This window comes from Candidatus Laterigemmans baculatus (assembly GCF_010367455.1).
GTDB classification, from domain to species: domain Bacteria; phylum Planctomycetota; class Planctomycetia; order Pirellulales; family Pirellulaceae; genus Laterigemmans; species Laterigemmans baculatus.
In genome coordinates this window covers 44,928-64,562 of record NZ_WRPR01000007.1, presented here as the reverse complement: position 1 = coordinate 64,562, position 19,635 = coordinate 44,928, and the positions used below count along the sequence as shown (strand labels likewise).

Here is a 19,635-nt window from a genome sequence, read left to right as displayed (position 1 = left end):
TCTCCTTCAGGCGGTTCACATGCGGTACATCAACATGGCAGTAGCGATGCCGCCGATGAAAAAGCAGATCACGGCGATCCAGGAGCTGACGGCGAGTTGTAGGGTGCCGCTGATCCCATGCCCACTCGTGCAGCCACCGGCCATCCGCGCTCCGTACGCCATCAGCGCTCCGCCCAGCAGTGCGACAGAGGTCCGCAGCAAGCCGCTGTCGGCACCAAAGCGGGCGATCCACATGTCCTGCAAATATGTCCCAGTTAGCTCACCGCCGGTCCATGCTGCGAGAAAAGAACCCATAATGACGCCTAAGACGATGGTCAGCGTCCAGCCGATCATCGGTTTGCTTTCCTGATAGTACGGAAGAGTAGCGATGTGGTTGGGTGCCATGAGCCTGCCTATCATTCCCGCAGCGTCGGAATAGGCGCTGGAGGCCCCGATCTTCTTGCCCGCTAACGCCAAAGTCGAAAGGACCAAAATGCCAATTAAGAGGCCGACTAGGTAAGGCGACCAAGCGGGTTCTGGATAAGGGTAAGGAGTTGGTAAATCGGTCGCTCCTTGTGCGGCAGTTGCCGGCCAGAGCAGGACCATTGTCAGGAGGCATGCTTGAAGTTTCATAGACGGTATTCCTTTGCCATACGGCCCTCGCATAGCTTTTCCATTCTTTAAACGGCGCTGTGCCGCTGGCGTGCTTCTTCGTGCAGACGCGGTGTTCCGCCACCGGAACGGCGAGCAGACAACCCCAATGCTCCGACTGCCAGCAATGCAACCGTCAGCCGCAGTGCAGCGCTCGAGCCGAACCGGCTCTTCCATAGCGGCGGCACAACGATTGGCTCTCGATCTCCAGATGCGAACGAACTGATGACGCTGCCCAGAAACACGCCGACGACTAGCATCCATTCCCAGCCGATCTTCGGCGAATTTTCCAGATAGTAACTGTTGGACTCCGCCAGCCGGGGAACCGTCGCCTCGAGCACCAGAGCGGCGGTATGCTCGAACAGCGTGGTGATTCCCAGCGGATGGTCGGCGCTCCAGAAGGCGAACCAGCTCAGCATGCCGATCCCCACCCCCACTAGGTAGGGCGACCATGACTTCTTCGCAAAGAGATTGCTCATCAAACGTCTCCCACCACCCAGGCGTTCAGTTGCGTCACTTCTCCACACTCAGGCCAGCGTTCTTCCACGCTTGCATGCTGCCGGGCACGTTGAAGACCTCCTTGAAACCATCTCGCTTCATCAGGCTCGCGGCGATGCTAGCCCGATAGCCACTGCCACAATACACGGCTACTGGCTTGTTGGGATCAAGGCCGAAGTCACCATCAACGCCGTCCCGCATCTCAGATACGAACTTGTGCTTCGCCCCGCCGATTCGGCCGTTCTCAAACTCGCTTGGCGAGCGCACATCGAGTATCTGAAATTTGTCTTTCTCTTCAGCGAGCTGCTGGACCGAAACCTGCGGCAATGTCGCGAGAGGTAGGCCTTTGTTGTCCCAGGCCTTCATGCCGCCAGCTAGATAACCAGTAAAGTTCGTCAACCCCACGTAGGCGAAGTGCCATCCAATCCAGTCAAGCTGCGTCTCATCTTCCACGACGAGCAAAATCGGCTTTTCGTAGGAGAGCATGTCGCCCGCCCAGACCGAAAGTTCCGGCCGGTCCCCGATATTGATCGCACCAGAAATGTGGCCTCCGCCAAAGGCCAGCATTTGCCGGGTGTCGACGAGTTGCGAGTTGCCTTGTTTGACTGCCTTCTGAAACTCTTCCGGAGGCAAGCCTGGAATCGCCGGGGCAGTCCCAATCACCTCTGGTCCTTTGGCGTTAATCTTTTTGAGGATCGGGTAATGCTGCGGTACCGGCGGAGCGCCTTCTTTGACAAAGGACTTGAATGCCTCAAAGTCAGCGTGCTGCAGGAAATCGTTTGTCCGCCGCTCGTAACCGATCGTGCTCATCGGTCGCTCGCCAATGTCTGCTCCGCAGGCCGAGCCCGCACCGTGGCAGGGATACACGATGACGCCGTCGTCGAGCTTTAGGTAATAGTCGCGAAGCGTGTGGAACAACTGCTCCGTGAGCTCTTCGGTCTCTTCCTCGCCGAGCAGATCTGGCCGACCGGCCGAACTAACAAACAACGAGTCTCCGGTCAGGACGCCCCATGGATCTTTGACGCGGTCCTTCTCCGCGAGTTCGTAGGACATATGTTCCGGTGTATGACCGGGCGTGTGGCGTGCGGTGAGGACAACCGAGCCAAACTCGAAGCGATCCCCCCCGCGAATCTTCTGAACCGGAAAGTCATAACTCGCATTTCCCTCGCCGCTGGCGTAGATCTTGGCCGACCCGACACGCTGCTCGAGCTCCCGAGCGCCGCTCATGAAGTCGGCGTGGATATGCGTTTCAAAAATGTGGGTAATCGTGACGCCGTGCTTGCGGCTCAACTCGATGTAGATCTCGACTTCTGGTCGCGGATCAACCACGGCGGCTGTCTGGCTGCCGTCATCTCCGATCAAGTACGATAGCTGAGCAATACCCGCAGTCTGGACGCTTTCAAAGACCATTGTCATCGGAGACCTCCTAAATCGATCGCGATACCGTTGGCGGCGCGAGCCGCTCACCCCCGCGGCCCGATTCAGCATGCAGTGACTGCAAGAATCGTACCCTCCCGACCTGTCGACGCTTGGCGTGCCAGCATGCCATTCACCTTTCGCCCGGCATGTGACCGGCATATGATCTGCACTGCCACCTGAGTGCGCTGCCTTTCCACCGGCGACGTCTTCTCTATAAGCAGGTAGCAGACAATGGAGTTTGCAGGTGACCCGACGTAGACCATTGGAACTGATGCCAATCGAGGTACTGGAGGAGGCTGCCGAGTGCCTCAGGACGGTGGCCCACCCGTACCGGTTGCGAATGATTCAACTGCTCCTCGAAGGCGACTACATGGTCGCTGAACTGGCTGAGGCTTGTGGAATCCAGCCACACATGGCCTCTGAGCATTTGCGGTTGATGCAGCGGGTAGGTCTGCTAACTAGCCGCCGGGACGGACGCAAGATCTATTACTCCGTTGCCGAACCGCACCTGAAAGATATCGTTCGCTGCATCGAAGGGCGTTATGGCTCAAAGTAAACTGCCGGATTGCCGCTCTGATGCTGATGGTCGCCGGACGAATGTGGACCAAAGCGTCGAAATCTCCCGAGGAAGCCTCCGCTGTTCGAACGATTCGACGCCAACCGGCAGCCGACGCTACTGGCCCGGCTTGTCGACGGGATGGGGGACACGCCCAAATTAAAGGACGCGGAATCAAGGGCCATCGAGCAGTCGCTGAAAGCCTTCGCCGGAACCTGGGAGATCGTTGATATCCAGCCGCCGGGTAGCACGAAAGATGCCAAACGATTGGTCTTCCGCAAGGACCGTACGTATGCTGCACTCAATGCCGAGAATCAGGAACTGTGGGCCGAAACCTTTGACCTCGACCCTACAGTGACACCGAAGGTCTGGGACCACCGTTCGGATGAGTCGTAAGAGACGGGAGGCGATGCTCCCGGAATCTGCGAGCTTGAGGGCGATAAGTTGAAAGTCTGCTGCGTCGTCGGTATCTGGAAGGATAAACAGTGGATTGGGAAGCCCCGTCATCACGCGTTAGAATTGGGGCGGTCGACAGCATGTGAGCCCCCCACCTCCTATACCAACCGGATGATCGGGCGGCTCCAACAAACCGGGGAGAAATCGATGAATGGCCGCCCAACTGCCTCGCCTTCGCTCTCACGCCGCAATTTCTTGGCGGCGGTGGCCGCTCCGGCTGCTCTCGCCATGCCGGCCGCTCTCGCCATGCCGGCGGTCGCGGCAGAAGGCGAGCCGCAAGTGGACCCCAACTTTCAAATCAGCAAGGGACGCATTCGCCAATCGATCATGGGTTGGACCTACCAGGACCGGATGGAGATGCTCGACTTGGCACGATTGGGCCGCGAGATTGGCCTGGTCGCGATCGAAGGGATCGCGGAAAGTTTTTACCCGCAGGTCCGCGATCTGGGGCTCGAGATTTCGCTGGTCAGCGGCGGCCACGGGTTCTCCAAAGGGCCGTGCGATCCGAGGCACCGCCAGTTTGTAATTGATCAACTGAGCCGCGCGGTGGAACTGGCTGCCGGACTGGGCACCCGCAACGTTATCACCTTCACCGGGATGCGTTACGACGGCATGGATGACGACGAAGCTGCCGCCGGTTGCGTCGATTGCTGGAAGGCGGTGATGCCGCTAGCGGAAGCTCGAGGGGTCAATCTGGTCCTCGAACACCTGAACTCCCGCGACGACAGCCATTCGATGAAGGGGCATCCGGGGTACTTTGGAGACGACGTCGATTTTTGTGTGGAGCTGATTCGGCGAGTCGATTCACCGAACATGAAGCTATTGTTCGACATCTATCACGTCTCGATCATGAACGGCGACATCATCCGTCGCATCCGCCAGTATCAAGATGTGATCGCCCACTACCACACCGCGGGCAATCCCGGCCGAGGAGAGATCGACGGCACCCAGGAGATCAATTATCGGGCGATCATGCAGGAGATTCTCGCGACCGGCTACGACGGTTACGTGACGCACGAGTTCATTCCGACTTGGAAGGACCACCAACTCGCGCTCCGACACGCCGCAAGCGTGTGCGATGTTTAAGCTATCTCTCGCAGACGCTCGCGACCGGTTTGAGTCATCAGTGACGCGGACGAGTTAGAGATTTGCCGCCAAAACGCTTTTGTCGACATGAAAGTAATCGGCGAGGATGCGAATCATCTGACGGCTGAATTTTTTCTTCCCCGACAGGACTTCCGAGAGTGACGACTTCGCCAGTCCTGTCTCCTTGCTGAGCTGAGCCTGGGTCACGCCTTTTGCTTCAAGCAGGTGCCGCAGCATGTCGGCATCCGAGGCGGGTTCGATGGCGTGGTAAGCGTCCTCGTAAGTCCCAACAAGATCGCTCAAAGCGTCAAGGTACACCTCCTTGCCATGATCAAATTGCCCTTCGGTCAGCAACCTATCGATTACTGCCTGCGCCTCCGCCAGATGCTCCTCTGACTTGATCGAGGTCAGCGGGAATCTGATCACCAGTTCGAGATAGGAATCTCGGTCCTTCTTCTTTAAGCCGAATTCAGTTCTGGTCGCCATCGCTCACCGTCCTTTGCGTTTTTGACTTCCCATCCTCTTTGTTGGCTTCGACTGAGAAGACGGCTCGAAGCAGCCACACTCAATCTTCCATCTGTCGTCGTCGTATTCGCCGTGAGTCATCACCTTGAGGATGAGAACCTTCTGGCTCGCGTCGAGGATGCGAGTCACGAGCCGATATTTGTTGCCTCCGACGTTGAAGACAACGCACCTTCCCACAAGGCTCGCCGAGCCGATCTCTGATTTGACATCTCCCCACGAATGCCACACGACCGTCCGGCTGCTGACACGCGTATGCCACGCCCTGAGCGGCCCTTCAGCGTCGCCGCGCTCGGTCCTCTCCCAGAACTCCCGCAGGCGTGATTTCGAAATAACCCGCATCCGCCACTCCCCCTATCGGCAATCCCTCCCATTCTAGTTCGCGAAATGCGAACAGACAACGCTAAGTTCGCGAAATCCGAACAACCTTGCCCTGTGCCCACGTTAGGCCGGTGTTGGTCGCAGGCGGCTTGGGCTATGCGGATGTTGCCTTCATCTCAAAATTCCTTCAGATTTAGACCGCGGGCGGGTTCAGGCCCAGCGCCGCCGACTCACCCAGCTTCGCTCACTCCGGGCCACCCGCCACCCACGAGCCCCCACTATGATCGTCCACGCCGACATGGATGCCTTCTATGCTTCGGTCGAAGAACGGGACCGTCCCGAATTGGCTGGTCGACCACTGATTGTCGGCGGCACGTCCGAGGGGCGGGGGGTTGTGGCTGCGGCGAATTACGCGGCCCGCAAGTTCGGCGTGCATAGCGCGATGCCGACGGCCACGGCCCTCCGGCTGTGCCCTCAAGCGACCGTGCTGCCGGTCCGGATGAGCCATTACGCGGCCATTTCCCGGCAGATCCGCAAGATCTTTTTCCGGTACACGCCGTTGGTCGAGCCGCTCTCGCTGGATGAAGCGTTTCTGGACGTCACCGGCACTGAAAGACTTTTCGGAAAGGCCGAGCGGATCGCCCAGCAGCTTAAATGCGAGATCAAGGCAGACACAGGATTGGTCGCTTCGGTCGGCGTGGCTCCTAACAAGTTCCTCGCCAAAATTGCCAGCGACCTGGAGAAACCCGACGGCCTGGTCGTCGTGTCACCCGAACGCGTTCAGGAGTTTCTTGATCCGCTGTCGGTGGGACGGATCTGGGGCGTGGGGAAAGCCACGCACGGGGTCCTCAACCGGCTGGGAGTCCACACGATCGAACAGCTTCGCCGCCTGTCACTCGAGACTCTCCAACAGCAGTTCGGAAAACAGGGCGAGCATTTCTGGCGGCTGGCTCACGGCATCGACAACCGCGCGGTGGTACCGGACCGGGAGGCGAAGTCCCTTTCGCACGAGACGACATTCGCCGCCGACATTTCCGACGTCGAGGCGCTGCGGGCATGGCTGCTCGAATTAAGCGAGCAGGTCGGCCGCCGGCTTCGACGGCAGCAACAGCAAGGCCGGGCCGTGCACATTAAAGTTCGCTTTGCCGATTTCCGTACGATTACTCGGTCGCGGACCCTGTCACGATCCACCGACGCAACTTACGACATTTGCCAGGCCGCGAGAGAGTTGCTCGCGGACGCATTGCGGGCGAGTCACCTCGGGGTGCGGCTACTGGGGGTCGGCGTGAGCGGGTTCCGTGGCAACCGGCTGGTCCAGCAGACTCTGTTTGAGAGTGAGGCTGACGAATGCCACGCCAAACAGCGGCAACTCGACCGGGTGACCGATGCGGTCCGAGAAAAGTTCGGAGCGGCGGGGCTGAGCCGTGGGAGCGGGACGATTCGCCTCCGGCGGCCGCACGCCGTACCGCCGGTGGACCGCCCGGATGGATTGCCTCGAGATCATGGTGCTGCAGTGAGTGATCGATGAGAAATTCCCGCACGGTCGCTTGCTCGATCGACCGGCCAACACCAAATTGCAAAACACGGAGTCGTCGCTCGTCGGTGCCATGGATCTGGTAATTATTGTTGGCGAGGCTAATACATGGTCTCTGCCGTGACTCGCACGCTCATCCTCCCAGCCGCCACCACTGGTCGGCTTCCGAATCCTGCGAGGGCTCGCCTGCTTCTTCTCTCCGTCTCCGAATTTGACGTTGTTCCACGCGGATCGCCCACGGGAGGAGCACCACCATCACCGCCATTGGCAGAGCGAGTGACGCGAACCAGAGCGCCGGAGCGAGCCCTGCCATCTTCCACAGGTGGAACGCAGCGTAGAGCAGGAAACCGATGCAGATGGTCCCGAGGACCAAGAGTTTGCAGTAGTCATACAGCTTCACGCCGCCGCCCCTCGTGGAGAATCCCCGCCATAGCCAGCAGCCGTGGGATGTTTTCAGGACCGATCACGCGCAGAAATGGGGCAGCCATGGCGAACAGGAGTGCCGCCAAGGTGACGATCGCGAACAGGTCGCTCAGGCTCAGCTGTCGCGGACTCGTCGATGCTCCAGTTGCCGGTGGTCGTCCAGTGCTCGGCGAGCTCGTTGCCGGCGAGCAGGTCGATCCACTCCCCTTCGGCGGGCTGCTCGGCTGCGTCCGGCTCGCTGGCTGCGTCCGGCTCGCTGGCTGCTTGTGGGAACGCGGGATGCGGGGAAGCGGGCTGGGGGGGAAGCAGCGGTGGCACGGGGCAGGGCGGCGAGGCAGAGCAGCCCGGCGACCAACGCCGCGGCGACGGGTGCGAGCCGCGTCGAGGGAAGCCGCGTGGGACGATTCAGCGGAGAGCGACGCAGGAGCGGAAGCGACATCGGGAACTTTGCGACCGAAGGGAACGAGCGGAGCCTACGCAGGATCGCTCAGTTTAATCGCGGCGGGGGCTCGGGGTGGGTCCTTAAAACGGTATGATGGCCCATGTAGTTGCATCCACGCGACGGTGGCAGGAAAGTGAAGCATGGCAAAGAAACTTTGGCCCGAGGGAGAACAGACCGAAGAGCTACTTTCGGCAGCGCGCAAGGGGGACGATGCGGCGGTCAACGAGTTGCTCGAGAAACATCGCAATTCGGTGCGGCGGCTGGTCCAGGTTCGTCTCGATCGCAAAGTGCAGCGCCGCGTTGATGTCAGCGATGTCGTCCAGGAGGTGATGACCGAGGCGAGCAAGCGGCTGCAAAAGTATCTCGAGAATCCCGAGATGGCGTTCCATCTCTGGCTGCGGCAGATCGCCTGGGACCACATCATCGACACCTACCGCCGCCACCGCGTCAGCGCGAAGCGGAACATCGACCGCGAGCAATCGATGACGGCCAACGCGGGCCCGGATCGCTCGGCGGTCGAGCTGGCCGTGCAGCTTTGCGATCCCGGCATGACTCCGGCCGCCGCGGCTGCGCAGCGGGAGATCGCCCGCCGCGTCGAAGGGGCCATCGAGCGGCTCGACGATCCGGACCGCGAGGTGATCATGATGCGGCACTACGAACATCTGACCAATCTGGAAATCGCCACCGCCCTGGATCTCAACCCTCCGGCGGCCAGCATGCGGTACCTGCGGGCCGTGCGACGTTTGCGGCAGCTGCTCGAGGAAGAATACGAGGGGATTGGGGACTGAGACGAGGCTGGAGCAAGGGTTGGAAGATTGATCGGGGATCCAGAGCAGGACGAGGCGGACGAGCGGGAGCAGCGGCTGGCGATCCTGCTCTCGGAAATGGCCGATGAAGTCGCCCGCGGTCAGCCGGTCGACCTCGAACGGGTCTGCCGCGCTCAGCCGGATCTGGCGGACGATCTGCGAAATCTTTGGGGCGCCGTGCTGGTGACCGACGCGGTCGGGGTCTCGCAGGACGAAGTGCCAGCGGCTGAGGGGACCGAGCGGTGGCGGGGGCTCGAGCTGCCGATTCTGATCGGCGACTACGAGCTGCTCGAAGAGCTCGGGCGGGGGGGCATGGGGGTCGTCTTTCGAGCGCGGCAGGTCAGCTTGAACCGCGAAGTGGCGGTGAAGATGATCCTCCGCGGGCGGCTGGCCAGCGAAGCCGACCTGCAGCGTTTTTTCGCCGAGGCGACCGCCACGGCGAGGCTCGAGCATCCGAACATCGTTCCGGTCTACGACGTCGGCGACGTGGACGGCCGGCCGTACTTCAGCATGCAGATGATCCGCGGGCAAACGCTGGCCGAGCGATTGGCCGAAGGTCCGCTTCCGGAGCGGGAAGCAGCTCAGCTGGTGGCTCAGGCGGCGCGGGCAATCGGCTACGCCCACCGTCAAGGCGTCCTGCACCGGGACGTGAAGCCCTCGAATATTTTGCTCGACGAGCAGGGCATTCCGCACTTGACCGATTTCGGACTCGCCAAGCAGGGCGCCAACGACGCGCAGCTGACGCGGAGCGGGATGGTGCTGGGGACGCCGGCGTACATGGCTCCCGAGCAGGCGGCGGGAAAGCGGGGCACGGTCGGACCGGCCAGTGATATCTATGCCCTCGGATGCGTCCTCTACCATGCCTTGACCGGGCGACCGCCGCTGGCGGCCGACTCGCCGGTCGAAATGATGCTGTTGATCCTCGAGCAAGACCCGCCGCCGCCGCGAGCGCTGCGGCCGCAGCTCGATCGCGACCTGGAGATGATCGTCGTCCGCTGCCTGCAGAAGCCGGTCGACCTGCGATATGAGACGGCCGATGAACTGGCCGACGATCTGGAAGCGTTCCTCAAGGACGAGCGGGTCTCGGCTCGCTCGGGTCGCTTCAGCCAAGTTTTCGCCCGGCTGTTTCGCGAAACCCATCACGCGGCCGTGTTGGAGAATTGGGGACGGCTCTGGATGTGGAACAGCCTAGTCCTGTGGATCGTCAGCATGGCGACCTGGATTTTCGAGTACGTTGACGTGAACCACCGCGCCGTCTACGCGGCCCTCTGGACCATCGGCACCGGAGCCTGGGGAGTCGTCTTTTGGCGACAGCGACGGCGGATGGGGCCAGTGACGTTCGTCGAGCGGCAGACAGCTCATGTCTGGGCGGCCGCTCTCATTGCCATTGGGACTCTGTTTCTGCTCGAGTGGTGGTTGAGCCTCCGAGTCCTCACCCTTTCACCCTTGATCGCTGTCACCGCATCGGCGGCCTTTATCATCTCGGCCGGTATTTTCAGCGGCGCTTTCTACGCCCAGGCCGTGGCGCTGCTGGCAGCGGCGGTCGCTATGGCCGTGTTCCCCCGCTTCGACCTGCTCATCTTCGGCTTCGTGATCGCTCCCTGCCTGTTCCTTCCCGGGCTGAAGTATCATCGCCAGCGGACGCTCAATGCCTCGTAGCCGCCGCGGCGCGGTATAAAATGGCGAGCCGGGCTACCGCAGCGATGCGGCGCCGGTTCGCCTCCACCTTCGGCAGCAATCGTTCCACCGCCAGGTTCGCCCCACGTGTCGCCACCTCACCGCAAACCGCCGCAGATGAGCCTCAGCTTTATGTTGCTGATGAACGTCATCTTCTGCGTGCTCGCCGGAGCGGTTTATTGGGCGTCGCGGGTGCCGGCGGTGGCCAGTGAGGTGAGCGTGCTGCTCGGCGGAAGCGGCGGCGGCAGCGGCTCGGGGAGCCGGAAGATGCACGTCATCTTCGTGATGTTCACCTACACCGCACCGCTGCTCTTGGCCGGAGTGCTCTCGACCCTGCTCGGGTTCTGGCGGTACTTCGAACGCCGCCGCTCGGGGTGAAGCACAACTGGCAACTGGCGGGTCTTGGGCCTTCACGTCAGCCGCCGGGTGCTAGCCGAATGCCATCTACTTTTGAGCCGACGGCGCTAGCCGCGGGTTCGGTCACGCTGCTGAACGGATCGAACTCGGAGTTAAACGCCGCGGCCGAGCAACGTTTCTCCACGGCGCGGACCGCAGCGGGCCCGAGGCTAGCGCCTACGGCTCAAGCCGGGGAAACCGGACGCTAGCGCGTTGCGGCTGATGAATGATCGGACGCTAGCGCGGGGCGGCTATGGCTGCGAACGGATGATGAGGAACGTCATCGCGGTGATGTCGGTCTCTTCGCCCGAGGTCATCCCGCCCAACCCGGCCATGGCCTGGAGCGCGTCGCGGTTGAGTGGCGTAAAGCTGCGGCTGCCGGCGGTAAACCCGCCGACGCGATCGGCCAGCCCCTGCGGTGCAAGCGGTTGGGCAAGCACGCTCGCCGCGTCTCCTCGGATCTTGGTCGGGTCGACCTCGCGGAGCGAATCGATCGCCGCCATCACCGGCGGATCCATGGCCAGCGAAAAGCCGACGCTGTGGACTTCCTCGGTCGCCGCAAGCAGCGTCAGCATCAATTTTTCGAGCCGCTTCCCGGAACCCTCCAGAAACAGCACGCTGACTTCGCTGCCGTCGCTCGCCGTCTGCCTCTCTTCGATTCCTCCGATCACGCCTCCGCTACGGAGGTAGCTGACGAGCGACTCGTCGATTTCCCGCTGATCGGCGGTGCGGATCTGCGCTTCGCGAAACGCGCGGTTGACGACGTTCTGCTGGCGACCGAGCGGCGTGAGGTTCACTTCGTACACCAGCACCGCCCGCAGCGCCACTTGATCGCTCGCAATCGCCGCCGCCCGAGACGCCTCGGCCTCCGCCGTGCGGATCCCCGGAGAAGTGGCAGCCGGAGAAGTGGCCGCCGGAGCGTTTGCTGCCATCCGCGGCGCCTCGGCGGCACTCGCCGCAGGCTGCTCGGCGGCTGGTACAGGACTGGCGGCGACCGCGGAGTCGGGTCCAGCCTCGGGAAGCAGGTCCTCGGCCTCGGCGAGTTGGTCCACCGCTTCGAGCAGCGGAGCTTGAGGGAGCTGCTCGACCTCGAGCGGGCCGTGGCCCGGCACGTCAACTTTGGCAAGCGGCCGCTCGCCGTCTTGCCCCCGGTAGAAGACGGCGGCTAAGGCCAAGCTGGCAGCGATCGCCAACCCAGCGATGTAGTGCCGACGGCCGAAGGCACTGCCCCCGACGCGGCGATGCGAGGGCTCGCGGAGTCCGCCGGAGCGATCGGGGCGGCGAACCGGGAAGGAGTGCCCGGGTGCGGGTTGCTGCGGCGCCGGCTGGGCGGCCGCTTTTCGGACCGGGTGGGCCGGATCGAGCGATTGCCGCTGGGCTTCGGCGAACGTGGCCGCCAGAACTCGCTCGGAAAAGTCGCAGCCGAGCCGGGGAGCCGACTGGAGCGAGTGGCGAATCGCCTCCGCTTGCTTCTCGAGCAGCCGCAGCGATTCGCGCAGCTCCGGATCGGCCGCCAGCATCTGTTCGACGCGGGCGTGCTCGTCGGCGCTCAGCTCACCATCCATGTATGCGCTGAGCAATTCATCGAGGAGTTCCCGAGGGAGACTCATGACAGGGCTCGGTTGGCCGAAGTAGTGGAAAAGCAGCGATTCCGACCTGCGGGTCTCTACATCCCCCGATTCCCGTTCAGGAGGATCCCGCAAGTCAACAAACGGTGCAGGAAGATTTCAACTCGGTGTCGCTGTTGAATCGCTCGTCCCGATGCGGGTCCGGATCGCGACGGGACCGTGATCGATCGGTGAAAGCGAGGATTCGATGCAGTACAAGGGGGTAAAGTTCCTCCCGAAAATCTCGATTTTCCTGAGTACGAACCGGGGGCGATTCGCTTATGCCGGATTATCCGCCAGAAAGTCGCGAGGAGGGAGATCGAAGGTCCGCTCCCTGCTGCAAAGTTTTCTCACGGATTGGTCAGCCGCGGGGCGTCTGGTTCTGTCAAAAAATTATTCGTCACCATCACCCTCCCGCCGGGAGGGTCGGGCTCTCAGGCCCGGGGAGGGCTCGCTGGATCCATTCCTCTTATGTGCCCCACATCGCGAATCTCCCTCCCCGCTCGTCCCTCGCGACCCTCCCGGGGGGAGGGTGTCGCACGCAAGGAGCCCGGCGGCTGATGGATTGACCGTAGTTAGTCGAGTGATTCGTCTCCCTCGCTGGGGGCATCGATGGCTTGACCGGGGAGTTCTCCGGTGTACTCGGCAACCTCGAGGAAAGCTTCCAGTAGCACCTGGGCGGCGACGGCGTCAATCCTCTGCTTGCGGTGCTTGTGCGTCAGCTTGGAGGGGCGAAGCCGCCGCTGGGCCTGGGCGGTCGTAAACCGTTCGTCGAACAGTCGAGTCGGAAGACCGGTCAGTTCGTGCAGCCAACGGGCGAACGCGCGAGCCTCGATCGATTTTGGGCTCTCCCCTCCATCGCAGTGAATCGGCAGCCCCACGACAAACCCGGCCACCCGCTCCTCGACCGCCAAGCGGCGAAAAAACTCAGCCTCGGCTTCGGCACGACCACGGGTATGCACCGCATGCGGGCTGACCAAAATCCGCCCGGGATCGCAGATCGCGATCCCGATCCGCACCGTGCCGTAATCAACCGCGGCCAAACGTCCGCTCTCGGGAAAAGCGGCCAGCGTGCTCGGGTGCGGCGTGCTGGTGGGAGGCATATTCTCGGGAGATGTGCTCAAGGGACTCCGCTCTCAGAAGGAAACCATCAAAACGGCGGCCATGGTAACCGGCGAAGCGGTGGTCGGGTATGTTTTGAAGCTCGTTCCATCCGCCTCGCGCTTTCAGTGACGCTCGGCTTTCGTTGGGACTCGACACGAGGAACCGATATCCATCATGACGCTCCCGGGGATCCAACAGTTCGATTTGAGTGGGCGAGTGGCAGTGGTCACTGGCGGCTCGAAAGGGCTCGGGGCGGCGATGGCCGCGGGGCTCGCTTCGGCCGGCGCCCGGACGGTGCTGGTCAGCCGCAACGAAGCGGAGGTCCGCGAGACCGCACGTCAATTGGCTGCCGATTATGGCACGGAGTCGATCGGGCTCGCAGGAGACATCACCGCGGCGGAGGACGTGGAGCGGGTGGTCGAGCAATCGATCGAACGGATGGGAACGCTCGACATCCTGGTCAACAATGCCGGGATCAATCTTCGGGGAGCGATCGAGGAGCTGAGCTTTGAAGAGTTTCGCCGCGTCCAGTCGATCAACGTCGACGGGATGTGGCTGATGACCCGCGCGGCGGTGCCCCATCTGAAGCAAGCCGGCAGGGGGCGAATCATCAACATGGCCAGCACCCTCGGCTTGGTCGGGTTGGCCAACCGCACCCCCTATGCGTCGAGCAAAGGAGCGGTCGTCCAGATGACGCGGGCGCTCGCCCTGGAACTGGCTCCAGCCGGAATCAACGTCAACGCGATCTGCCCCGGCCCCTTCCTGACTCCGATGAACGAACCGATCGCCGATTCGGAAGAGGCCAAACAGTTCATCCTCGGCGCCACCGCCCTGAACCGCTGGGGTCGGATGGAGGAGATCCAAGGAGCGGCGATCTTTTTGGCGAGTGATGCGTCGAGCTATGTGACCGGAAGCATGCTGGTCGTCGACGGTGGCTGGACCGCCCGCTAGTACTACGCTGCGGGTTCGGCGATTTGGGTGGCTTCCTTGAGATCGATCGTCCCTTCATAGAGGGCGCGGCCGATGATTGCGGCGTAGGTGCCCGACTCGGCGAGCATCCGCACGTCGTCGATCGTGGTCACGCCGCCGCTGGCGATCACGGGAATATCGGTCGCCGCTTCCATCTCTCGCAGCGCTTCGACGTTCGGGCCGCTCATCATTCCGTCGCGGGCGATGTCGGTGTAGATGATCGCCGAGATCTCGCTGGTCCGCCGCCGCAAGTCGCGAGCCAGTTCGGTCGCTGGCGTGGAACTGGTCTCGAGCCAACCATCGGTCGCGACCATGCCATTGCGAGCGTCGATTCCGGCGGCCAGCTTTCCCGGATTAGCATCGCAGGCGTTGGCAAACCAGTCGGGGCGTTTGAGTGCAGCGCTACCGACAATCAACCGTTCGAGCCCGAGATTCAGCAGCGAGCGGATCGAGCCGTCGTCGCGAACGCCGCCGCCGAGCTGGCAGGGAACTCCGGCGGCTTCGACGATCGCAAGGATCGCTGCCCGATTCTCGTCGCTCGGCTCCCCGCGAGCCGCATCGAGGTCAACCAAGTGCAGACGACGCGCGCCGGCTTCGACCCAGTGCCGGGCCATCGCCGCGGGATCCTCCCCAAAAACCGTCTCGCGGTCATAGTCTCCCTGCTTCAACCGCACACAGCGACCGTGTCGCAAGTCGATGGCGGGCCACAGTTCCATAACGCGTCGCTCCGGAGTGGTTCGTAAACGGAAGCATGCAAGTCTACGAGCCTCGAGCGATCGGGGGAGGGGAGGGTGGTACGCGAATTGCCAGATTGCCCTCTGTCTAAGTGCTCCCTCCTTCCCTGTGGATACCCAGCCATGCAACGGCGAACCAGTCGTCTTCTAGCCGCAGCCTTCTGCGGATGTTTTGCCCTTCCCGCACTCGTCGGCTGCGACGCCGGGGATCAGCAAGTCCGCGACGACGTGATCCGGCCCGAAACGTTCGAGGGCGAAAACGTCGAGGTCGACGAACTCGATCCAGACGCCCCAGTGAATCTCGACGTGCAGAACCCGGACGGTGAATGAGGGGCAGGGGCTGCGTGAGCGGGTGAGCCGACGGCGCTAGCCGCGGGTTCCGTCGCGCTGCCGACCGGCTCGAGCCTTGAGGTAAAATGCCGCTGCAAGGCAAAGATTCCCCGCGCCGCGAACCGGAATGCACCCGAGGCTAGCGCCTTCGGCTCACGAATTCGATTACCGCAGCGGCGAATGCCTTCGGCTGCTCCATTGGGGAGAGATGTCCCGCTGCGGGGATGACGACCAAGCGTCCGTTGCGGGCCCGCCGCGTGAACTCGTCCATCATTCCGGGCGAAGTCAGGCTGTCGCTCTCTCCGACAATGCTCAGTAGCGGGATCGTGAGTCCTGCGACCACGTCGCTCGTATCGCGGCGGGCCGCCATTCCTCGGGAGACCGCAGCGACCGAAGCCGGATCGCTGTCTAGCATCATCTTTTGCACCGACGCGACCAGCGGCCGGTTGTCGGCGAGCGTTTCCGGAGCGACCAGTTTCTCCAGCATCGTCGCGGCCACCGGTTCCATGCCCGTTTCGCCCACCGAATCGGCGAGCGCCAGCCGACCGGCTCGCGCTTCCTCGGTATCAGCCGCTGTCTTGGTGTCGCACAGCACCAGGTGCGAGAGCCATTCCCGATGGCGGGCGGCGAATTCGAGCGCGATGTAGCCTCCCATCGACAACCCGCAGAGGATGATCGGCGAGTCGATCTCGGCCGCCGGCAGCACCCGCGCGAGCCAGTCGGCCAGCATCGGCATCGTCTCTGAGTCCGCGATCCGCGCGCTGCCACCGAACCCCGGCAGATCGAACGCGTAGACGTGGAACTGCTCCCCTAGCCGGTCCAGCGCGGGAGTCCACATCCGCCGGTCCAGCGGAAAACCGTGCAACAACACGAGCCGAGGTGCGTCGGCGCGACCGGCGATTTGGAAGCTCACCTCGAGAGAATCGACAGCGATCGTGCGGGGTTCGGTCATCGACATCAGGGTTGACTCTCCCTCGAGATCCAGCACCGGCTATGCACGGACGTCGAGCTGCCCGGCGGCCAGCTGACGACTCATTTCGACCGCTTGGCTGAGCATTTCATTGACCGCGGCGCCAGCCTGCTTGGTGGCTTCTTGCTGCTTGTTCAGCACGGCAAACGCGACCTCGTTCGCCGTCTTCTCGCGCTGCTCGACAACCTTCAGTAATCCGCTCACATTCTGGCGGACATTGCTCAGCGGTTCCATCGGTGGGGGATTCCCAAAAGCGTGGATGAATCGGGGGTTCATCCGCATTGTCGACGGCGAAAGAAGCACCACCACAGTTTTTTTTAATCCGCCGTTGTCACCGGACGCAGCATGAACCGCTGTGATCGTTTAACGGCAAGCCGAAGGCGACTGCTTTTCGAAACACAGTCGCCTTCGGCTTGCCGTTAAACGAAGGAAAGTGCCCACCACAGGAACGAGGCGGCGACGAGGGCGACTCCGATTCGCCACTCGAGTTGTCCTGTTCGCCAGACCGGCTGGCCGCGCACCGTCTGCCAGCCTTGCCACAGCCGCCAGGGAATCTGCAGCACCAGCAGTAAGAACAGCAGCGTCCCGATGGGGTGCATCGCCCACGCGCGAGCCAATTCCCCGTCCGCCGCCAACACGAAACTTCGAGTCATTCCGCACCCCGGACAGTTGATCCCCAACATCTGCTGGGCTGTGCAAGTCTCTGGCAGCGAGAATTCGAGGAGCGGAACCACGATCGTTCGCGGCGGGCGAAACTCGAGAACCGCCGCCAACAGCAAAATGCCTCCGCTGCCGACGAGCCACACGAGCCAGCCGTAGGCGAGCAGCCGATGCGCGGTCGGCGCGAGCGGATGGTCGGCACAAGCCCTCGCCGCGACGGGCTCGGCGGCCGGCTCTTCGACGAGGGCCGCTTCGACGAGGGCCGCTTCGACTCCGACATCAGAAGTCATTGCTCGACCGGCGGGGTATCGGCTTCGGGGAGATCCGCCGGTGGTGCGGCATCGTCGCCGGTCGTTTGCATTCGCTCGCGTTCACTCCGCAGCCACTCCATCTGTCGCTGCAGCGGCACCGTGTGCGGCTCGAGCCGCAGAGCCCGCTCCTGGCTGGCGATTGCTTGATCGATCTGTCCGTTGGCATAGTAGCAGCGAGCGAGCGTATCGAGGAAAGCGGCTTCGCCGGGCATCAACTCGACCGACCGCAGACTGCACTCGAGCGCTTTCTTCGCGTCTCCGTCGGTATTGCTGACCAGCCACGCGTATTGGTTGCAGGCGATCGCCAGGGCGAATCGTTCCTGGCTTCCCCCGCGGCTCTCGCGAACGACCCGCTCGAGTTGCTCGATGATCAGCTCGAACCGCCTCGTGACTTTGTCGATGGCTTGCTGGACCTCCGCCTTCCACGCTGCGTCACCCGGCTGGCGATGCATCGCGATCAGCACATCGGCATCCTCGGGACTTTGTTGCAGGGCGAGCCGGAGCGCTTCGCGGGCGGCATCCCCTTCGGCGGCCAGTCCGCGGTGGTAGAAGAGTCGGCTGCTGACGTATTCCGGGTCGAGCAAACCCTGTTGCTGGAACCGGGCGCGAAACGTCTGGTCCCGCTGCAGCCGCTCGACCAGCGGTTCCAACACCTCGACCACGTCCGCATGCCGCTCGAGGTGCCCGAGCATCGTCGCCAGTTGAGCGCGAACGACTGCCGAAGCGATTGCATCGACCGGCATCCGTTCGATGACGTGCCGGTATTCGCCTTCGGCCCAGTCGAAGCGACCGCGGGTCTCTAGCACGCGACCGATCTCCCGATGGCGGCGGGCCCGCTGTTCGATCTCATCGGCTGGCAGTTGCGAGTCGGCCGCCGCGTCGGCCAAGGGCAGGGCGTCGATCTCCAGAGCCCGTTGCCGATAGGTCTCGACCCTTTGCTCCTGCCCCATCGACTCGTAGGCTTCGGCGGCGGCATACATCAATTCGGGTTCGCTCTCGAACCGCTCGGTCTCCCGCTGCTGCAGCTCGAGCACGACTTCGTAGAGCTGGGTGTCGAGGGCCCAATCGACTGCGTCCATCAGCTCTTCGCGTCGCGGCAGCACCGAATCGAGGCTGTCGATCGCGAGCCTCAACGCCTCCTCCCGCTCCTCGTTGCCCAAGGCTCGTTCGGCCGACAACCGATAGAGTTCGAGCAAGATTTCCGCGTCGGTGTGCGTCGTGCGACGCTGCTGGTCGCTCTCGCCGACCGCCAACGCCCGCTCCGCGTCGATCAGCGCTCGCCAAGCCCGCGCGTCGTAGTCGCCGGCAGCAGCGTCGGCGGCGTACTGGGCGAGCCACTGGGACGCCGCACGTTGGCTGTCACCGATCACGTCGCGAACCACGGCCGCTTCGACTTCTCCCGGTGGAGACAGCCGAGTCCCGGGACGCATCGCCAGGAGCGCGGCGAGCCGAGAGAGCCGCAGATTCCGCTCGAAGCGAGCCAGCCGGGCCAGCGCCCGCAGCCCCTGGCGGTCGGGCAGCCCGGCCAGCTGATCCATCCGGCTCTTCCGCTCCGCGTCGGGCTGGGCTCCGTACTCGTCGAGGATCTGCCGCACCGCGAGCGGGTCGGATTCCTTCGACCAGCGGACTTCCAGGCTGCTCATCAGATAGCGAGCGGCCAAGGCGATTTCGCTGTCGGCCGAGTCCTCCGCCTCGCGAATCGCATCGAGCGCGATCAGTCCCAAGCGTTCGAGTTCCCCGCGGGCGCGAACCCGACGAGCGTAGCTGGGATGCCCGAGCTGTTCGATCAACTGGCGGATCTCAGCCGCTAACCCGGCTTCACCGCGCGCCGGCGGGTCCGCCGCCTGAGCCCGTTCGGTCGCGACCCCTACCGGCAAAACGGCCAGCGAGAGAGCGAAGCATGCGGTGCGAAAGTAGGTCGTCGTTCCCATCCAGCCCCCCACTCCATCTCGATCTGCCGCATTCTAGAAGACGCGGTCTTGCACCCCTGCGCTCCCGAGCCCACACTCCGACCGGCAGGAACCGCGCCCCATGCCGCTCGCGCCCTGTTTCAGCATAGGCCCTCGGCCGCCGGTCGGGCAACTCGGATGCCGCCGGAACCGAAGCGACGGCAGGCATGGGAGTTGCCGCCGGCGAAATCGCTTTCCAACTCCTCCCACGCCCCCGTTCGCGTGGCACTAGATT

The 19,635-nt window shown here is 63.1% G+C and carries 23 protein-coding genes; 9 read left to right on the top strand and 14 right to left on the bottom strand.

What is annotated here, in order from left to right; translation table 11 throughout:
• Positions 1 to 15 precede the first annotated feature (15 nt).
• The 3 genes from GNK13_RS01220 to GNK13_RS01210 are packed head-to-tail and all read right to left on the bottom strand — an operon-like array spanning position 16 to position 2,538.
• On the bottom strand, positions 16 to 612 hold the full coding sequence (locus tag GNK13_RS01220; RefSeq protein WP_164100604.1) for a YeeE/YedE thiosulfate transporter family protein: 597 nt from the start codon (positions 610 to 612) through the stop codon (positions 16 to 18).
• A 47-nt stretch (positions 613 to 659) separates the two neighbouring features.
• On the bottom strand, positions 660 to 1,109 hold the full coding sequence (locus GNK13_RS01215) for a YeeE/YedE thiosulfate transporter family protein (protein ID WP_164100603.1): 450 nt from the start codon (positions 1,107 to 1,109) through the stop codon (positions 660 to 662).
• 34 nt (positions 1,110 to 1,143) lie between these two features.
• A complete protein-coding gene (locus GNK13_RS01210) occupies positions 1,144 to 2,538 on the bottom strand; it encodes an MBL fold metallo-hydrolase (RefSeq protein WP_203328870.1) in 1,395 nt (464 codons plus the stop codon).
• A gap of 280 nt (positions 2,539 to 2,818) precedes the next feature.
• Between GNK13_RS01210 and GNK13_RS01205 the strand changes: the two genes are divergently transcribed.
• The 3 genes from GNK13_RS01205 (at position 2,819) to GNK13_RS01195 (ending at position 4,645) form a co-directional block, all read left to right on the top strand.
• Positions 2,819 to 3,103, top strand: a complete 285-nt coding sequence (locus tag GNK13_RS01205) for an ArsR/SmtB family transcription factor (RefSeq protein ID WP_164100602.1) — start codon at positions 2,819 to 2,821, stop codon at positions 3,101 to 3,103.
• Positions 3,104 to 3,244: 141 nt separating this feature from the next.
• Positions 3,245 to 3,499, top strand: coding sequence for a hypothetical protein (locus GNK13_RS01200; protein WP_164100601.1), 255 nt, complete (start codon positions 3,245 to 3,247; stop codon positions 3,497 to 3,499).
• 207 nt (positions 3,500 to 3,706) lie between these two features.
• On the top strand, positions 3,707 to 4,645 hold the full coding sequence (locus GNK13_RS01195; RefSeq protein WP_235934705.1) for a hydroxypyruvate isomerase family protein: 939 nt from the start codon (positions 3,707 to 3,709) through the stop codon (positions 4,643 to 4,645).
• 54 nt (positions 4,646 to 4,699) lie between these two features.
• Here the strand turns inward: GNK13_RS01195 and GNK13_RS01190 are convergent, their stop codons facing one another.
• Positions 4,700 to 5,131, bottom strand: coding sequence for a helix-turn-helix domain-containing protein (locus GNK13_RS01190; protein ID WP_164100600.1), 432 nt, complete (start codon positions 5,129 to 5,131; stop codon positions 4,700 to 4,702).
• Positions 5,132 to 5,134: 3 nt separating this feature from the next.
• On the bottom strand, positions 5,135 to 5,509 hold the full coding sequence (locus GNK13_RS22025) for a type II toxin-antitoxin system HigB family toxin (protein WP_164100599.1): 375 nt from the start codon (positions 5,507 to 5,509) through the stop codon (positions 5,135 to 5,137).
• A gap of 160 nt (positions 5,510 to 5,669) precedes the next feature.
• Between GNK13_RS22025 and dinB the strand changes: the two genes are divergently transcribed.
• On the top strand, positions 5,670 to 7,016 hold the full coding sequence (dinB, locus tag GNK13_RS01180; RefSeq protein ID WP_164100623.1) for a DNA polymerase IV: 1,347 nt from the start codon (positions 5,670 to 5,672) through the stop codon (positions 7,014 to 7,016).
• A gap of 139 nt (positions 7,017 to 7,155) precedes the next feature.
• Here dinB and GNK13_RS01175 read toward each other — a convergent pair whose 3' ends face one another.
• The gene (locus tag GNK13_RS01175; RefSeq protein ID WP_164100598.1) at positions 7,156 to 7,422 is read right to left on the bottom strand and encodes a hypothetical protein; all 267 of its coding nucleotides are present in this window, start codon (positions 7,420 to 7,422) and stop codon (positions 7,156 to 7,158) included.
• A gap of 138 nt (positions 7,423 to 7,560) precedes the next feature.
• A complete protein-coding gene (locus GNK13_RS01170; protein WP_164100597.1) occupies positions 7,561 to 7,884 on the bottom strand; it encodes a hypothetical protein in 324 nt (107 codons plus the stop codon).
• Between the two features lie 143 nt (positions 7,885 to 8,027).
• On the opposite strand from GNK13_RS01170, the gene GNK13_RS01165 reads away from it, so the two are divergent.
• From GNK13_RS01165 to GNK13_RS01155, 3 genes are all read left to right on the top strand, one after another.
• On the top strand, positions 8,028 to 8,675 hold the full coding sequence (locus tag GNK13_RS01165; protein WP_164100596.1) for a sigma-70 family RNA polymerase sigma factor: 648 nt from the start codon (positions 8,028 to 8,030) through the stop codon (positions 8,673 to 8,675).
• Between the two features lie 96 nt (positions 8,676 to 8,771).
• The gene (locus GNK13_RS01160; RefSeq protein ID WP_164100622.1) at positions 8,772 to 10,352 is read left to right on the top strand and encodes a serine/threonine-protein kinase; all 1,581 of its coding nucleotides are present in this window, start codon (positions 8,772 to 8,774) and stop codon (positions 10,350 to 10,352) included.
• A 105-nt stretch (positions 10,353 to 10,457) separates the two neighbouring features.
• Positions 10,458 to 10,748: a hypothetical protein gene (locus GNK13_RS01155; protein WP_164100595.1), complete on the top strand. Its 291-nt coding sequence runs from the start codon at positions 10,458 to 10,460 to the stop codon at positions 10,746 to 10,748.
• Positions 10,749 to 11,017: 269 nt separating this feature from the next.
• On the opposite strand, the gene GNK13_RS01150 is transcribed toward GNK13_RS01155, so the two are convergent.
• Complete coding sequence (locus tag GNK13_RS01150) at positions 11,018 to 12,376, bottom strand: anti-sigma factor family protein (protein WP_164100594.1); 1,359 nt, start codon at positions 12,374 to 12,376, stop codon at positions 11,018 to 11,020.
• 572 nt (positions 12,377 to 12,948) lie between these two features.
• On the bottom strand, positions 12,949 to 13,497 hold the full coding sequence (ruvX, locus tag GNK13_RS01145; protein ID WP_390622477.1) for a Holliday junction resolvase RuvX: 549 nt from the start codon (positions 13,495 to 13,497) through the stop codon (positions 12,949 to 12,951).
• A gap of 154 nt (positions 13,498 to 13,651) precedes the next feature.
• On the opposite strand from ruvX, the gene GNK13_RS01140 reads away from it, so the two are divergent.
• On the top strand, positions 13,652 to 14,428 hold the full coding sequence (locus tag GNK13_RS01140) for an SDR family NAD(P)-dependent oxidoreductase (protein ID WP_235934704.1): 777 nt from the start codon (positions 13,652 to 13,654) through the stop codon (positions 14,426 to 14,428).
• Between the two features lie 2 nt (positions 14,429 to 14,430).
• On the opposite strand, the gene hisA is transcribed toward GNK13_RS01140, so the two are convergent.
• Entirely contained in the window at positions 14,431 to 15,162 is a 732-nt protein-coding gene (hisA, locus tag GNK13_RS01135; RefSeq protein ID WP_164100593.1) for a 1-(5-phosphoribosyl)-5-[(5-phosphoribosylamino)methylideneamino]imidazole-4-carboxamide isomerase, read from the bottom strand.
• 141 nt (positions 15,163 to 15,303) lie between these two features.
• On the opposite strand from hisA, the gene GNK13_RS01130 reads away from it, so the two are divergent.
• On the top strand, positions 15,304 to 15,510 hold the full coding sequence (locus GNK13_RS01130; RefSeq protein WP_164100592.1) for a hypothetical protein: 207 nt from the start codon (positions 15,304 to 15,306) through the stop codon (positions 15,508 to 15,510).
• A gap of 139 nt (positions 15,511 to 15,649) precedes the next feature.
• On the opposite strand, the gene GNK13_RS01125 is transcribed toward GNK13_RS01130, so the two are convergent.
• From GNK13_RS01125 to GNK13_RS01110, 4 genes are all read right to left on the bottom strand, one after another.
• Positions 15,650 to 16,468 (bottom strand): alpha/beta fold hydrolase, encoded by an 819-nt coding sequence (locus GNK13_RS01125; RefSeq protein WP_164100591.1) that lies wholly within the window; start codon positions 16,466 to 16,468, stop codon positions 15,650 to 15,652.
• Between the two features lie 33 nt (positions 16,469 to 16,501).
• Positions 16,502 to 16,762 carry a hypothetical protein gene (locus tag GNK13_RS01120; RefSeq protein WP_164100590.1) on the bottom strand — a complete coding sequence of 87 codons (261 nt, stop codon included), beginning with the start codon at positions 16,760 to 16,762 and terminating at the stop codon, positions 16,502 to 16,504.
• Between the two features lie 137 nt (positions 16,763 to 16,899).
• A complete protein-coding gene (locus GNK13_RS21375) occupies positions 16,900 to 17,430 on the bottom strand; it encodes a DUF2752 domain-containing protein (protein ID WP_203328866.1) in 531 nt (176 codons plus the stop codon).
• Positions 17,427 to 19,382 (bottom strand): tetratricopeptide repeat protein, encoded by a 1,956-nt coding sequence (locus GNK13_RS01110; protein WP_164100589.1) that lies wholly within the window; start codon positions 19,380 to 19,382, stop codon positions 17,427 to 17,429. Before GNK13_RS01110 ends, GNK13_RS21375 begins: the two co-directional genes overlap by 4 nt.
• Between the last annotated feature and the right edge of the window lie 253 nt (positions 19,383 to 19,635).